The 14,667-nt window shown below is 63.1% G+C and carries 16 protein-coding genes; 8 read left to right on the forward strand and 8 right to left on the reverse strand.

The genetic code is table 11. The features are described 5' to 3' along the window. The first annotated feature begins 49 nt into the window (after positions 1 to 49). Positions 50 to 1,162, forward strand: a complete 1,113-nt coding sequence (locus tag LDO13_RS08045; RefSeq protein ID WP_224049725.1) for a DNRLRE domain-containing protein — start codon at positions 50 to 52, stop codon at positions 1,160 to 1,162. A 292-nt stretch (positions 1,163 to 1,454) separates the two neighbouring features. Here the strand turns inward: LDO13_RS08045 and LDO13_RS08050 are convergent, their stop codons facing one another. Beyond that, positions 1,455 to 1,928: an NUDIX domain-containing protein gene (locus LDO13_RS08050; protein WP_224049466.1), complete on the reverse strand. Its 474-nt coding sequence runs from the start codon at positions 1,926 to 1,928 to the stop codon at positions 1,455 to 1,457. Between the two features lie 259 nt (positions 1,929 to 2,187). On the opposite strand from LDO13_RS08050, the gene LDO13_RS08055 reads away from it, so the two are divergent. Then, the gene (locus LDO13_RS08055; protein WP_224049467.1) at positions 2,188 to 2,733 is read left to right on the forward strand and encodes a hypothetical protein; all 546 of its coding nucleotides are present in this window, start codon (positions 2,188 to 2,190) and stop codon (positions 2,731 to 2,733) included. Positions 2,734 to 2,966: 233 nt separating this feature from the next. Here the strand turns inward: LDO13_RS08055 and LDO13_RS08060 are convergent, their stop codons facing one another. Beyond that, the gene (locus LDO13_RS08060) at positions 2,967 to 3,707 is read right to left on the reverse strand and encodes an SGNH/GDSL hydrolase family protein (RefSeq protein ID WP_224049468.1); all 741 of its coding nucleotides are present in this window, start codon (positions 3,705 to 3,707) and stop codon (positions 2,967 to 2,969) included. A 336-nt stretch (positions 3,708 to 4,043) separates the two neighbouring features. Here LDO13_RS08060 and LDO13_RS08065 point away from each other — a divergent pair, with 336 nt between their 5' ends. The 3 genes from LDO13_RS08065 (at position 4,044) to LDO13_RS08075 (ending at position 6,892) form a co-directional block, all read left to right on the forward strand. Further along, positions 4,044 to 4,796, forward strand: coding sequence for a lytic transglycosylase domain-containing protein (locus tag LDO13_RS08065; protein ID WP_224049469.1), 753 nt, complete (start codon positions 4,044 to 4,046; stop codon positions 4,794 to 4,796). Between the two features lie 429 nt (positions 4,797 to 5,225). Then, entirely contained in the window at positions 5,226 to 5,858 is a 633-nt protein-coding gene (locus LDO13_RS08070; protein ID WP_263422152.1) for an alpha/beta hydrolase, read from the forward strand. Between the two features lie 326 nt (positions 5,859 to 6,184). Then, positions 6,185 to 6,892 carry a VOC family protein gene (locus LDO13_RS08075; protein ID WP_224049471.1) on the forward strand — a complete coding sequence of 236 codons (708 nt, stop codon included), beginning with the start codon at positions 6,185 to 6,187 and terminating at the stop codon, positions 6,890 to 6,892. 228 nt (positions 6,893 to 7,120) lie between these two features. On the opposite strand, the gene LDO13_RS08080 is transcribed toward LDO13_RS08075, so the two are convergent. The 3 genes from LDO13_RS08080 to LDO13_RS08090 form a co-directional block, all read right to left on the reverse strand. Continuing rightward, positions 7,121 to 7,702, reverse strand: coding sequence for a dihydrofolate reductase family protein (locus LDO13_RS08080; protein ID WP_224049472.1), 582 nt, complete (start codon positions 7,700 to 7,702; stop codon positions 7,121 to 7,123). A gap of 644 nt (positions 7,703 to 8,346) precedes the next feature. Beyond that, a complete protein-coding gene (locus tag LDO13_RS08085) occupies positions 8,347 to 8,733 on the reverse strand; it encodes a VOC family protein (protein ID WP_224049473.1) in 387 nt (128 codons plus the stop codon). Positions 8,734 to 8,857: 124 nt separating this feature from the next. After that, the gene (locus LDO13_RS08090) at positions 8,858 to 9,670 is read right to left on the reverse strand and encodes a hypothetical protein (protein ID WP_224049474.1); all 813 of its coding nucleotides are present in this window, start codon (positions 9,668 to 9,670) and stop codon (positions 8,858 to 8,860) included. A gap of 63 nt (positions 9,671 to 9,733) precedes the next feature. On the opposite strand from LDO13_RS08090, the gene LDO13_RS08095 reads away from it, so the two are divergent. From LDO13_RS08095 to LDO13_RS08105, 3 genes are all read left to right on the forward strand, one after another. Further along, complete coding sequence (locus tag LDO13_RS08095; RefSeq protein ID WP_224049475.1) at positions 9,734 to 10,765, forward strand: NADPH:quinone reductase; 1,032 nt, start codon at positions 9,734 to 9,736, stop codon at positions 10,763 to 10,765. A gap of 139 nt (positions 10,766 to 10,904) precedes the next feature. After that, a complete protein-coding gene (locus LDO13_RS08100; protein ID WP_224049476.1) occupies positions 10,905 to 11,756 on the forward strand; it encodes a formate/nitrite transporter family protein in 852 nt (283 codons plus the stop codon). A 587-nt stretch (positions 11,757 to 12,343) separates the two neighbouring features. Then, on the forward strand, positions 12,344 to 12,808 hold the full coding sequence (locus tag LDO13_RS08105) for a phage tail protein (protein WP_224049477.1): 465 nt from the start codon (positions 12,344 to 12,346) through the stop codon (positions 12,806 to 12,808). 26 nt (positions 12,809 to 12,834) lie between these two features. On the opposite strand, the gene LDO13_RS08110 is transcribed toward LDO13_RS08105, so the two are convergent. The 3 genes from LDO13_RS08110 to LDO13_RS08120 form a co-directional block, all read right to left on the reverse strand. After that, the gene (locus LDO13_RS08110) at positions 12,835 to 13,236 is read right to left on the reverse strand and encodes a cupin domain-containing protein (protein WP_224049478.1); all 402 of its coding nucleotides are present in this window, start codon (positions 13,234 to 13,236) and stop codon (positions 12,835 to 12,837) included. Beyond that, complete coding sequence (locus LDO13_RS08115) at positions 13,233 to 13,577, reverse strand: carboxymuconolactone decarboxylase family protein (protein ID WP_224049479.1); 345 nt, start codon at positions 13,575 to 13,577, stop codon at positions 13,233 to 13,235. Before LDO13_RS08115 ends, LDO13_RS08110 begins: the two co-directional genes overlap by 4 nt. Positions 13,578 to 13,641: 64 nt before the next feature. Then, on the reverse strand, positions 13,642 to 14,658 hold the full coding sequence (locus tag LDO13_RS08120) for an aldo/keto reductase (protein ID WP_224049480.1): 1,017 nt from the start codon (positions 14,656 to 14,658) through the stop codon (positions 13,642 to 13,644). Between the last annotated feature and the right edge of the window lie 9 nt (positions 14,659 to 14,667).

The raw sequence follows: 14,667 nt of genomic DNA on the forward strand, positions 1-14,667 counted from the left end.
AATCATCACTCCGACAACCGCAAGCGCCGCAGCGACAACCTCGTTGGTCATGGATACTTACGTGCAGGCGGACAGGGCGACTTCGAACTTTGGGGCCAGTATCCGTTTATCTACAGAAGGCCGTGCGAATATCTGGCGGAACTCGCTTTTACGGTTCTCCGTGCAAGTTCCCTCTGGCGAACATGTTGTTTCAGCCAAACTTCGGGCGTATTCCGAGACATCTACAAGTTCCACTGAGTTCGTGGATGTCTTTACTACAACTGGCGGCTGGACAGAGAGGGGCGTCACTTGGAATAGCGCACCGGCACGCGGGACATGGCTCGGGAAGGCTGGCGGATTCGCCACCGGCTCCTGGGTTGAATGGGATGTAACCAAGGGCGTCAACGCGAAGGGCGGCGAGCAGAACTTCAAGCTGGAAAGCAACGCGCGGAAGTGGATCGGGTTCAAGTCTAGGGAATCGTCGAACTCCGCCCTGCGCCCAAAACTGGTGGTGACGACTGCGCCTGACACGGCAACCTCCATGGAGGCAGCCGTGATCCATGGGTGGGGTGCGCGTGTAGCTGGGGACGAGTTCAATTATTCGGGCGCGCCCGATGCCACGAAGTGGAATGTCTACAACAGTGCCGGCCACGCGGGCAACGGTTTCCGGAGTCTTCAGCAGGTTACCGTAGATGGTTCCAAAATGGTCATGACTGGGACCCAGGATGGCACGACTGCCGGGATGGGTGCGAAGTTTGCAAACCAGAAGTACGGGCGGTGGGAAGTCCGGGCGGCCGGGTCCGGTGATAACGAATACCATATGGTGTCCATCCTGTGGCCCGATAGTGAAAATTGGCCGTGTGACGGCGAGATTGACTACGCGGAGACGACTGGCGACTGGAACGTCATCAAGTTCTTCCACCACTATGGGTGCTCGAACTTGCAGACGTCATTGTCCAAGCCGCTGGACGTTACGCAGTTGCACAACTACGCGCTTGACTGGTCTCCGCGCGGAATCGTGGGCTACGTTGATGGCGTGAAGTGGTTTGAAGACACCGACCCCGCGCATCAGCCTCCCGGTCCGATGCACCAGACCTTACAACTGGACTGGTTCCCTGACAGCACTGCCAACGGCCCCGGCGAGATGAGGGTGGATTGGGTCCGCGTGTACGCGGCGGGCTGAACATCGACCATTTCAAAGACCCATCCTAGCCGCCCTAGTACTTCGACATGTTAACCAGCCGGCTCGAACAGTGGATTTTCCAAGAGATAGCAGGACTCATCATTAACGAGCTGTTGCTCGCTACGTGATGCCCCACGAGTCAGCCTTGAACGGTACTAAGGGCTCACTGCAAGTTCGCTAATCGTGCCCGTCGCATTTAGGCATGGTTGGCGCTGCCCCGTGGAGGATCCTTCACAGGACACCTTGGTTACCCGGCGGGTCAAGAGGTCAAAGAACTCCGGACGGACTAGCCTCATTCGATAGCCGCGCTGGAGGAAAATCCGACAGAGACGATCGCTGGCATTCCTGATCTAAGGGACTCGAGGACGTGGAGCTCGTGAGGGACGACCGGCGACGGTAAATCATCAAGGTGGAACCACCTGAGATCAGAAGCCTTGTCTTGTTCCATCAGGTGCGGTTCGGATGGCCATGCTGTGCACTGGTAGAAAAAGTCCACTCGACCCCCAAAGGTTTCCCCGTGCTCCTGATTCCGGTGCATGACTACTAGCGGCAGAAGATCGCTGCCATCAATTGAGAGTCCAAGCTCTTCCAGGACTTCACGGCACGCCGCGTCCTGAGCAGACTCGTTGGCTTCAATGTGGCCGGCGGCCGCTGTAGCCCAGTACCCATCCAGATAACCAGTTCCTCGGCGCAGTTGTAGAAGCACAAATTCGGCTTGTCTGAAGATGACGGAACTGACTGGAGTTAGCTGGTGTCGTCCATTCACGGAGGATCCTTCTCAAGGTCAAGGGGCAGATCCATCCTTGCAGAACGCCGGCGCCACGTCCCAATGAGCGATCCCCTGTGGGCTGCCAGGGTGACAAATGGCGCTGCGAAAAGACCGCTATTTATCGCAGCGTGTCACAGGTGTGGCGAACGGGGGCGCCATCCGTTGTGGTCCGGCAGGCTGTGCTTCACGATCTAGAGGCCATCCGGAGTCATCGGGACCAATGGAGTATGCGACTTCAACCAGATAGTCTGCGATCGTGTTGAATACTCTCGACCCTTGCCGTTTGTTCATCATGGGCGCCAGCGGATCCGGAACAACGACGCTCGGTCGGGCAATCGCCGACAAGTGGGCAATACCCCACGCGGACGCCGACGATTATTTCTGGCGGCCGACGTCGCCGCCGTACACGGAACAGCGGGCACCAGTCGAGCGTCTCTCCTTGATGAGGGAAGTCTTCGTGCCCCGGTCCACTTGGGTGCTTTCAGGTTCCATCATGGGCTGGGGCGAGGACCTCATGGCGATGTTCGACGCAGTCGTGTTCTTGACCCTCGATCCTGAAACAAGGATGACCAGGCTGCTGGCAAGGGAGAAAACTAGGATGCTGGAGCTATCCCGGGCCGGAAGCTCCGACGAAGCAGCACACGAGGAGTTCATGTCCTGGGCGCGAGGATATGACGAGCCTGATTTCGCTGGCCGAAATCGCAGCCGCCATGAACAATGGCTGGCAATGTTTTCCTGCCCAATACTTCGCCTCGACAGCTCTAGACCGGTCAACAACTTGGTGGAGGCGATTACGGGATAGCCCTGGTTCATGCGTAACCCGGGCGGGTCAGCAATTCGGTCCCGCCGACACCTGTACTTGCACCGTTGATCAACTCAGTGTTTCACTCCGCTTATCGTGTCCCTCAACGCACCCGGACCAGCGATTAGCACGACGAAGTCCCTGGCTTCGCTCAGCGTTCAAAGACTTCATTGAATCCACGCCGGCTGAAATGAAAGTCCGGTTGTCGCCGACCGAGGATAACGCGACGGCGGTCAGCGGCCGGTTTTGAGCGTCTCGCTTGCGAGAAGGACCTTTGTGATGGCGTCATTGCCAGCCTGGGATGGATGCGTGTAGTCAGCGGCGAGAAGGACGCCCGCCGGAGACAGCCCATCGGCCCCGTTGAATGCATGGTAAATGTCGAGGCAGGCCGCCTTGACGGCCGCGGCCGCCTTACAAAGTGCAGTGTTCCAAGCATCCAGCGCGTACGCTGACTTCTCTGCAACCGCAGTGACTTTATCCGGATATTTGTTGGCGGCTTCCCATCCGATCCATGAGTTGTAGGAGTTGAGTACCCCTACGGAACTTTTGGGTGAAAGTTCACGGACGCGGGAAAAGATGGTGGCTGAAAGCGCACTCAACTCTCGGGTTTTGCTGTCGATACAATCCGCAGTGGTGCCGGCCAGTCCGCTGACGAAAGCGGCGTCGTCGTCGCTTTCTTTGACGCTCTGACACGGCGAACCCCCTGAAGCGTATGGCGGCTGGTCGTTGAATCCGAAGGACAGGAGAACGACGTCGGCGGTGCCCAACTCGGCTATGAGATTCTTGTCCACGGCCAGCTGCTTTGCGATGTCCTGTGTCTTGGCTCCGTCGTGACGCGACATATTCCGCACTGATACTTCTCCCTTGCCCTCGGTAGTAAGCGCCTTGGCGAACGAGTTGGCGAAACCAGTGCAGCCGGGGCAGTCGTCGGGAGAGTTGAAAGGAATTGAATCGCCAATGACCAGAACTACCATCGGCTCGGTTGTGGGCGTTCGACCGGCGCCAGCGCTGCTGCTCTCTGTAGGACCGGTGCAGGCAGTCGTTGTTAGTAGAATTGCCAAGGCTATGAGGGCCGCACTCCGAGTCGGACGCATGGACGAAGGCTATACCCGACGGACTCCTAATCCCTAGGGCGCGCAAGTGCCTTCCATTGGACACTCGCGACGTTCTGTCAGTTTCATAAGCCATCGGCACAAACACCTAAACGGCGGAAAGAATTGCTCGGGGGAGTAGTCCGGGCGGCGACACGAGACGTCCGATGAGACCCGTTTCGGCAACCGGTCACGGAGCTTGGATGGTTTGATTAGTCCGTGCTCCGTCTAAAACGCCTTATGATTTTCAGCTTGTTCGCGGTTTCCCTCATCACCGCATTCTCGTTCTGGGCAATTCGGGAGCCCGGCGCAGACGCCCGTGGGACACTTTCTGCACCCCCGCGAGCGGTGGCGCAACTAGAAATGTTGTCCAGCGGCATTACCACCGCCGTGAACGTGACGCCGAGCCCGGATGCCCAGTGGCTCAACCGGGCTGCCGCACAGACTGGGATTCCTGCCCGCGCGCTCCGGGCCTATGTTTCTGCGGCAGCCACGGCCACCGATTCCGCTCCGACGTGCGGGATCGGCTGGAACACCGTGGCAGCCGTCGGCTCCGTCGAATCAGCGCATGGAACCTACGGTGGCGGCAGCCTCAACGCCGCAGGGCAGGCGAGCGGACCAATTGTGGGCCCGAGCCTCAATGGCGTCGGATTCGCCGCCATCGCCGACACGGACGCGGGTACCCTGGACGGCGACTCCCGCTGGGACCACGCTGTCGGGCCCATGCAGTTCATTCCCACCACCTGGCAGCTTGTAGGGCGGGACGGGAACGGGGACGGAACAGCGGACCCGTTCAATATCGACGACGCCGCCCTCAGTGCGGCGACCTATCTGTGCGCAAACGGCCGTGACCTCGCGACCGCCCAAGGATGGACAGACGCCGTGTACTCCTACAACCAGTCCGATCCCTACATTCGCCAGGTGCGGGCCCAAGCCACCGCATACGCCGTGAAGACGGGCACCGCCGAATGAGTCCGTGGGCTGAGGGTCCATGGCGTTGAGTGCAAGCGGGCGGCAGCCCGGTGGATCCGTGAGGTGCATCAAGGGGCTGGCCAGGGGCTAGGACGGTCCCGCTCCCGATGCCGACTCCCCGGGACGCGTCCTGAGCCGGGACTGACAGTCTCCGCACGCGGGGGAGAGACGCGCGGCCGGATCGGGAACGGATCAGCCGGCAGGCGTACAGTCGGGCACCTTCCTGAAACCCAACGTGCACTGCACCACAGCGGCCACTGCGCCTCACCGGGCACAGTGCAGAGGTGAAAATCGCCAAGGCTCCGGATGGTGCCGAGTTGGCCTGGGTCGAGGAAGGTGCGGGGGAGCCTTTGCTCCTTATTGCCGGTCAGGCCACAGCAATGGCCGGGTGGGGGGCCGACCGCAGAAGCTCTGGCGCAGCATTTCCGCGTGATCCGCTTCGAACATCGAGGGATCGGTGCCAGCGGCCAAGGCAATGCCGACCGGTACACAACGAGGTTCTTTGCAGCCGACGCGGTCGCGGTCCTTCAGGCTGCCGGCGTAGAGGCCGCTCACGTGTACGGCCATTCGATGGGTGGCAGGGTCGCCCAATGGGTTGCCATCGATCAGCCGCACCGGGTGCGTGCCCTCGTACTGGCCGCAACCACCGGAGGGCGGCGCCAGGACTCCGAGCAGAACAACACCGCCATGGCCGCACTGCTGAGCGGGGACTTCGAGCTCATGATCCCGCTCCTATTTGATCCCGAATGGGCGAATCAGCATCCCGACGTAACGCGCACCTTCGTTGATTCGCAGGCATCGGCCTGGGTAAAATCCCGCCATTTCAAGGCCAGCCGGGAGCATGACGCGTGGGACGACCTGGCTTCAATCAAGGCCCCGACGCTCATCCTCCACGGCACGGACGACGCTCTGACGCCGCTGTGGAACGGCACATTGCTCCATCAACACATCCGCCGCTCCACCCTCGTACGGGTTCCCGGCGCACGTCACGGCCTGCATCTCGACCATCCAGAAACCGCCAACTGGATCCGACAATTCATCTCAGCCAAAAGCACGCGATGAAGTCACAGGATCCGCCGGCCTCCTGTCAGTAGTGTCCGTCTGCCAGCGCACGTGGAGGGGAAGATCCGGCGGTTCGTTCGGCCAGCGCTGCGGGCTGAGCCAGGAGTCGCGTCCCCAGTGCCCGTTCACAGTCGTCGTTATGGCTTGCCCGCGGGGTGCCCCCGCAGGTGATCGTGTGACGCCGGGTGGCAATGCCAGCACAGGGATGGCCGCCACCGCACTCTGGGCGGCCGAGTCACCAGCGTTGGTCGGCCTCTGGATTTCAAGCTAGTCCCACCAGTCACAGCCGTATCAACTGTGAACTGACCTTGGTAGGATCCCCGTCTATGGACATGCTGAAGGGCGAGCAGATCGCCGAGGCCAACCTGACGGACTGGCGCAAACTGGCCCAGGGACTGCATGCCCGCTATCTGGTCGCCGACTTCGGCACGGGCGCACGGTTCGTCGCCGCGGTAGGCGAGGCGGGCGACGCGCTCGGACACCACCCTCGCGTGTCGATCGGCAATGGGTACGTTGACCTCAAGCTGATCACAGACGACGCCACTTACCGCGACGGCGAGGGCACCGAACACGTCGTTGAGTGGGTGACTCAGCTGGACGTCGACCTGGCGCGACGAATCACAGAGATCGCCGCCGACCACAAGGTCGACGCCGACCCGGCATCGGTCAGCGACATCGAGCTCGGCCTCGACACGGCGCGCTCCGCGACCATCGCCCCGGTGTGGGCCGCCCTGCTGACCGGGAGCGCGGAGGCCCAGGGCCGAGGGTCCCCCAGCGACGAAATCCGGGACGCCACAGGACGGGTTCCGAACCTGTGGTTCGGGGACGCCGTCGAGCACGAGACCTCGCGTCAGCGGTTCCACATCGAGGTCTATGTGGCGCCCGAGGTGGCGGAGCAACGGATCGCCGCCGCCCTCGCCGCGGGCGGGACCGTCGTCGATGCCAGCAACGCGCCCTCGCTCACCGTGATCGCCGACCAGGACGGCAACCAGGGAATCGTATGCATCGACGTGTCCGCAGCGAAGAAAGATTGAATAGCCATTTCGGTTGACCCGCGGCGCGCGGGTGAAGGTCACTTCGGCACTTTCTGGGGGTCCGGCCGGTTCGGGAGGCCTTCTCCTCGTCCTGAAGGGAATTCGGGGCCGAAGTCCCAAGGCGGCACGTACACGGCGGGCAGCCGCACGGGTGCTAGGCCAGCGAGCGGGGCCCGATCTTGATGTCACCGTTCACAGTGGACTTCTTTGTGTAACCGTTCAAATCGGTCAACGGCTCACCTGAAAACGCAGGTGAAGCACCCGGTTCCCCTGAATCACCACGTCAGGATCCTCCAACAGGTGCTGCGCGTGGACCGACCCGAAATAGCGTTTGCCGGACCCGAACACGACGGGTGCGACGTCCATGCGCACCTCGTCGACCAGCCCCGCGGCCAGCACCTGGCCACCGACGTCGCCAGCAGCGATCTCGACGATGCGGTCACCCGCCAGCTCCTGCGCCTTGGCCACGGCTGCCTCGACGCCGTCGACGAAGTAAAACGGCGCCTCGGGGTCCCAGCCCTCAGGCTCCGGCCGGTGCGTTACGACGACCACATAGTCGACCCCGCTCGGAGGCTGTCCGTCCCAGCCGTCTGTCATGTCGAAGACGTGGCGGCCGACGACTGTCGCCCCGACCTGGTTCCAGTACGGCCGGGTGTAGTCGTAGGACGCCTGCGACACCTTCAACTCGCCGCTCTCGTCCAACGGCACGTCACCGCTGGTCAACCAGTCGAACAGGGGTCCGGGCTGGTCGTTCTCGTCCGCGATGAAGCCGTCCACCGACACCGAGCTGTACATGACCACTTTGCCCATGGGGTCCTCCTTTGCTCCGGGATGCCCCCAGAGTAGCGGCTCTGCGCGGTTCGTGGCGGGTTGATCTGCTGAGGGGTGTGGAACGGATCGACGGCGACCGCGTCACATGGCAGCTGCTGGCGCAGGGCCTGCGGAACGCAGCCGAAGGGTCGATCGCGACAACCTCTGCGGGCAGGTGAAAGTGTGACCGAGACGGCGCACGTCGTTTTTCGCCACGCGGACATCAGGACGGCAGCTCGGCCGCAGCCGGCTTGGAGGTGGATGCCGTTTACCAGGACTGGGCTCGCACAACATTCAAGCCTGACGCAACTTTCAGGTGTCCATTGCACACGCCTGCTGACCGATCCCCGAACCGATCCAACGCTTGCACCATCTTCCAGGTGATTGGGGAGTCAGAGGACATGGTCGAAGCAATCCGTCGCCTGGCTCAACTGTTGGGGGGTGGGAGAAGGGCTCAGCAGGGCAGTCCTGGACCTGCAGGCTAGAAGATTCACCCGAGACCAGCGTCAGGCCATTGCTTCCCATGCAGAAGAACTTAGACCAAGGTTGCCCGATGATGAACTCAGTGGCGGCGATTTGTCCGGGCGCATAGCCTTTCCAGCGACAGGGCGGGCCGCCAAGCTGGCCGCCGGCGTCCCAGGAGTTCACGTGGCGCCCGATCCGTACGGACGCGTGATCGCTTCGAGGAAGTGCCCGTCCGGATCCGCGAAATAGACGCCACGTCCGCCGTCGTTGTGGTTGATCTGCTGCGGGCGAGCCCGTCCCGGGTCTGCCCAGTAGGGGATGTCCTGGGCCTGAATCCTTGCGATGATTCCGTCGAAGTCCTCCTCGCTGACCAGGAAGGCGTAGTGCTGCGGGGAGATGGGCCGGTCTGCCGTGGCGAAATCGAGGGCCACTCCGTGGTCGAGGGACACGGTCATGAAGGACCACATGGCTTGGGGTTTCGGGAGTCCGAGCACGTTGGCCAGGAACTCCGCCGAATGGCGCTTGTCCGTTGCGTAGACGATGGTGTGGTTGAAAGTGACCGTCATGGTGACCTCCTCTGGTGATTGCTCTGGGACCATCTATGCCCGGTGCCCTTGAGAATTCAAGAGCGGCCGCGTGGTCCCTGGTCGTTCATGGGTCAGCGTCGGGGAACAGGGCATTAGGGGCTGATCAAGCCTTGGCGATCGGCAGCACCAGCATGTAGCCGGTCGGCATATCGCTGCTCCAGCGCCGCGGCTCGCGGACGACGAACTGGGTCGCCAGCTGTTCGGGGGTGAGCAGGGCATTGGGCGCGGGGGACGGTCCCCACTGGTCGTCACCGTACGGGTAGAGCGGATCCTGGACGCGGATGCCGGTGACCGGGAACTCCGGGAACTGGTCGGGAGCGCCGAGTGACTCGAAGCCGCTCATCACCCAAACGTGGCGGCCGCGCCACATGACCAGCCCGACCGGCCGATTCGTGTCGGCAATGGCGCGCGCCGCGATCTGCAGCGCCTCCTCGTAGTCGGCGATGCTCACGACGGCGTAGGGCCCCATCCCGACCTCGGTTAGCACCTCCGCCCAACCCAAGGGGTTGGCACCGTTGAACGAGTTGAAGGACCGTGCCCGTGCCATCTCCCAGAGCTCCCCCTGCTGGACGCGATCGGTCCATGTGCCGGCCCCGGTGTCGTCGATGAGGTTGTGCATCATCTGGATGCTCGCCGCCACACACCAGTTAAAGGTGTACTGCGGCACGAAGTCCCCCTCCTGGTAGAGGTTGAGGGCGAACGCCTGGGGCGCCGGGGGAGGCGTGGGAACCGGCGTCGGGGTGGGGGAGGTGGGCCGGCGAGGAGCTGCGTCATCGCGTGCGGCCGGCGGGGCCGAGGAGGTCTGGATCAGTGGATCAGCGGTGGCCGCCTCGAGTCTGATCGTTGGCGCGCAGGCAGAGATGAGGTTCGCTAGGATGACGAACCAGACCAGAATACGGAGCGGGGCACCGATCATGATCGGTCCAGTTTATCGCCACGCGGCGGGACTTTTCGGTCCGGTCGGGCGTTGGGTCTGAGTATGAAAGCCATCGTGTACCGTGCCACCGGTGATCCGTCTGTTCTCGAACTCGTCGACCGCGAGATCCGCGCCCCGGGGAGGGGGGAGGTGCGCGTGCGGATCATGGTTTCCGCGGTGAACCCCACCGACTGGAAGTCGCGCCGCGGCATCCGACCGGGCCAAACCTTGCCCTTCGCGGAGGTCGTGCCGAACCAGGACGGCGCCGGAATAGTGGACGCCGTCGGACCCGGCGTCGAGCATCTCCACGTCGGTGACAGGGTCTGGGTGGCCTTGGCCGCCCACCAGCGCGCCGACGGCGGGACAGCCCAGGAATTCGCCGTCCTGCCAGCCGAGCGGGTCTTTCCGCTGCCGGAGAATGCGGGGTTCGACGTCGGCGCAAGCCTGGGCGTTCCCGCGATCACCGCCCACAGGGCCCTGACCATCGCCGAGGACGGCCCGCGGCGGCTGCGTCCGGGAGCTTTGGACGGCAAGGCAGTTCTCGTTGCTGGAGGGGCTGGCGCGGTGGGCCATGCGGCGATCCAGCTCGCCAAGTGGGCCGGCGCCGTTGTGATCACGACCGTGAGTGGACCGGCAAAGGCTGCGCTGGCCACGGCCGCCGGCGCTGATCACGTTATCAATTACGGGGAAGGCCACGCAGCCGCGGAGATACGTCGGATCGCTCCCGAGGGCGTCGACCAGATCGTGGAGGTGGCGCCCGCGCAGAACGCGGAACTCGACCTGGCAGTAATCCGCAACCGCGGCTCCATCGCTGTCTACGCCAACAACGGCGGCGATCAGGTGACCCTGGACGTGCGCAGGCACTTCAGCCTCAACGTCCGCTACCAGTTCGTGTTGCTCTACACAGTTGGCATGGCGGCCGTGCATGCCGCCGCCGAGGACATCAACGCGGCCATCGCCGACGGCGCCCTTCCGGTCGGAGAAGCCGCAGGTCTGCCGCTGCATCGCTTTGACCTGGCTAACACGCCCGCGGCCCACGCCGCGGTGGAAGAGAGCATTATCGGCAAGGTGCTGATCGATGTGCCACGCCTCTAAGTCTGGGACGCAGTAGTCGCGCGGGTTCCCGCACGGCTGTGGCTCCACGGTTGTGCTGTGCCGTGGCGACGAGTACGCCTTCCAGCAAGACCGTCACAGTAGAATGGCCACACATTTTTCAGGCGGATAGGCGACACGAATGAGCGACACCGACGGCGATGCACGACGGCGGGAACTTGGCGACAATTCAGGCCCGGTCGAGGAGGAGGTGGAGGAGTCCTTCGACCGCACGGTTGAGGAAGGCGCGCAGCGGCTGAACCGCTCCTTTCGGGACGTGCTCATCACCGGCTTGTTCGGCGGGTTTGAAATAGGCGTTGGGATCATGGCCTACCTTGGTGTTCTTTATGAGACCGGGAACCACCTTCTCGCGGGGCTTGCGTTCAGTGCAGGGCTCATCGCCCTCCTGCTGGCCAAGAGCGAACTGTTCACGGAAGGTTTCCTGGTGCCCATTGCCGCCGTCGTTGCCCGGGAGGCAAGTTACGCGCAGCTCGGGAAGCTCTGGGGCGGCACTCTCATAGCCAACCTGGTGGGCGGTTGGCTATCAATGGCCTTGATCATGACAGCGTTCCCGCAGTGGAGCGAGACGATCACGAAGGAGGCCGACCACTATCTCGACGCCGGGTTCAACTGGACAACCGTGTGTCTTGCCGTGCTGGCGGGGAGCACCATCACGTTGATGACCCGCATGCAGCACGGGACGGACAGCGTCACCGGCAAGATCGCGGCCGCCGTCGTTGGCGCTTTCCTGCTCTACGGGCTGCAGCTCTTCCACTCGATTTTGGACTCGCTGCTGATTTTCGGTGCCATCCACACGGGTGCCGATATCAGCTATTTTGAATGGCTCGGCTGGTTTTCCTACGTCGTGGTCTTTAACATGCTTGGCGGGATCCTGCTGGTGACCGCGCTACGGTTGGTGAGCGCCAGAAAGCTCGTGAAGGAACGGCGCAATGACTCACCCGAGGACCCGGAGGACGTGCACCACTCCGGCTAAGTTTCCGTGACGTGTCTAATGCGCGATGGACGGGCACCGGTGGACAGCCCCGCCGAACTCCGGCTCGCCATAGTGACCTCCGGAGATCCGTGATTACGACGCCGGTTCAACGGGCTCCACGGCAAAGTGGTTCGTCGCGGGAGGCTTCGATCCGTACCACCATCCCGTCCCGCTGCCCGTCCACGAGCAGCGGGGTCGCCGGCTCCACGGCGGTCTCTGCAAGGCGTTCCCGGTACTCCGGGCCGGCCGCCAGGAAGAGGATTTCATGGGCGAGGCCAGGACTCTCAGCGGGATCACCGCGCCGGGTGCGACGACGGGCAGGGGGTGTCCAGGGGCGTTTCTGGCAGAGGACTCTTCGAGCATGGGCTGAAGCTTCGCTTTCAGCCGGAACCCGAATGACAGAGGGCGCGGGGGCTAACGGAAGGCGATACCTGCCGGTGGATGAACACGACTCAAGAGGGATGGATGCCTATAGCGGATACTTCGGCGGGTTGCTGAGGGGCAGGATCGGCCCAAGAGGGTCCGTACATCGGCGGAAGCGGGCCCCCACGTTATCGTTGGTCCAACACATCTGCTGAGGAGGACGTATGCCGTACGTTGTTGACTTCGAGAATGTTTCTACTGTCGGACTGGAATCGTCTCCTGTCGCCGAATCGCTCGCTGGGTTGCGGGCCAATGAGGCGCGCTACTATCGCAACAAGTACGACCACGTCTTCACTGTTAGCGCTGCAAGCGAGGTTCCGGAGGTCATCGACCGGGTGAGCCGGATCCTAAGGGACGAGCGTGACATTGTCATCGGTTCCCGCCCGCTCGAAGCGACCGCCTTCGAAGTCGACGGTTTGCGGATGGATTACGTGTTCTACGAGTCAGGGCTGTCGGTCAATGTCATGTACAGCATCGAAGCGGGCGGGAAGCGCGCCGTCGGATTCAAACTGGCCGAAGGCATGGATATTCCAGAGGAACTGGCGTCAAAATTCAAGTTCGCCCGCCAGAAGTCAAAGCTGGCAGGCGTTATCCGCGGCTCGTACTTCGTGATGAAAGGCGAGTACTGATCAGCTGACGTTCCGTTATCCGGCCCTTAGCGGCCGTTGTACTCCTCGTCTGTGATGTGCTCGCCCCAGGTGGTGGTCTTGGACGGGTCTTCCCCGTGTTGGAGCATGGCAATGTGCTCCATAAAGCAGCCTGGGGCGGCGGCGTGCCAATGTTCCTCACCGGGTGGGGTGTAAAGCGTCTGGCCGGGGTGGACTTCGATGATCGCTCCGTCGCGGGTACCGAACCGGCCCACACCTTGGGTGACGCGCAGGTACTGGCCGTGCTCGTGGGAGTGCCAGGCGGTGCGTGCTCCCGGGGCGAAGCGGACTGTCGCTACGACCATCGTCTGGGCGGACTCGTGGGGCAATGCGATCGGGTCTAGCCACACGTCGCCGGCAAATTGTGCCGCCGGGTTCTTCGTCGTCGGCACATTGGGTTCGATGTTCATGGCTTTCCTGACTCGTTGTCGGTGAAGAGCTGCTTGGCGACGCCCATCGCAGACGTGCCCTTGGGCCAGCCGGCGTAGAGCGTGACGTGGGTGATGGCTTCGATGAGCTCGTCCTGGGTTACGCCGTTTTCGAGGGCGCGCCCGAGGTGGGAACCTAGCTGCTCGGTGTTCCCGCCGGCGGTGAGCACAGCCACGGTGATGAGGCTGCGATCGCGGGCGCTCAGTTCGGGCCGGTTCCAGACGTCCTCGAAGAGCACGTCGTCTGTGAGCTCGGCCAGCTTTGGGGCGAAGTCGCCGAACATCTTTCGGCCTCCTCCGAGCTGTTTGGGTTGGTCGGTCATGATGATCCTTCTTTCGGTTTGGACTCTAAAGTGGCAAGGTTGGCGTCCGGCGTGGCCACATCCGTCACCGCCGTCGTGCGTGAGCCGTGAGTTCGTGCGCGCCGTAGCTGTTGTCATCGGGGTTAATGGTCACGCCGGGGGCCACGAGCCGATCGATGCGGTCCAGCACGTCGGCGCCCAGTTTGAGGTCCGCGGCGGGCAGGTAGGACTCGAGCTGTTCCATCGTGCGCGGTCCCACGATCGCTCCCGTGACGCCTGGGTGGTTGATGACGAACGCGATGGCCAGTTCGATGAGCGTCAGCCCGTTTTGTTCGGCGAGCTGGGCGAGGTCTTCGACGATGTCGAGTTTTCGCTGGTTGGCCGGGCTGCTCATGTCGAACCGGGCGCTCGGGCGGGCTGGCGACGCCGGTGCCGACGCCGAGTCTTTGCGCCAGCGTCCGGAGAGCCACCCGCCGCTGAGCGGGCTGTACGTGAGTGTCCCCATGCCGTGACGTTGAGCCGTCGGGAGGATGTCTTCCTCGATGCCGCGGACCAGGATCGAGTAGGGCGGCTGCTCCGTGACGAACCGCTCCAGGTTGCGTGCCCGGGAGGCCCACTGGGCCTCCACGATCTGGGAACCCGAGTGCGACGATGAGCCTATGTAGCGGACCTTGCCCTGGCGGACGAGGTCGGTGAGGGCGCCGAGGGTCTCCGCGACGTCGGTATCGGGGCTGGGCCGGTGGACCTGGTAGAGGTCGATGTAGTCGGTGTTCAGGCGGCGGAGGGAGTTTTCGACTTCGCGGATGATCCAGCGGCGGGATCCACCGCGCTGGTTGGGGTCTTCGCTCATGGGCATAAAGAACTTCGTGGCCAGGAACACGTCATCACGCCGGGCTTCGAGTGCCTGCCCGACGATTTCTTCGGATGCCCCGCCGGAGTAGACATCGGCGGTGTCGATGAAGTTGATGCCCGCGTCGAGGGCGTGGTGGATGATGCGGATGGAATCGGCGGTGTCCTTGTTGCCCCAGGGGCCGAACATCATCGCGCCCAGGCACAGGGGACTGACCTGCACACCGGTGCGGCCGAGGGGACGGTATTCCATGATGGTTCC

The sequence above is a fragment of the Arthrobacter sp. NicSoilB4 genome, from assembly GCF_019977335.1.
Taxonomy (GTDB): Bacteria; Actinomycetota; Actinomycetes; order Actinomycetales; family Micrococcaceae; genus Arthrobacter.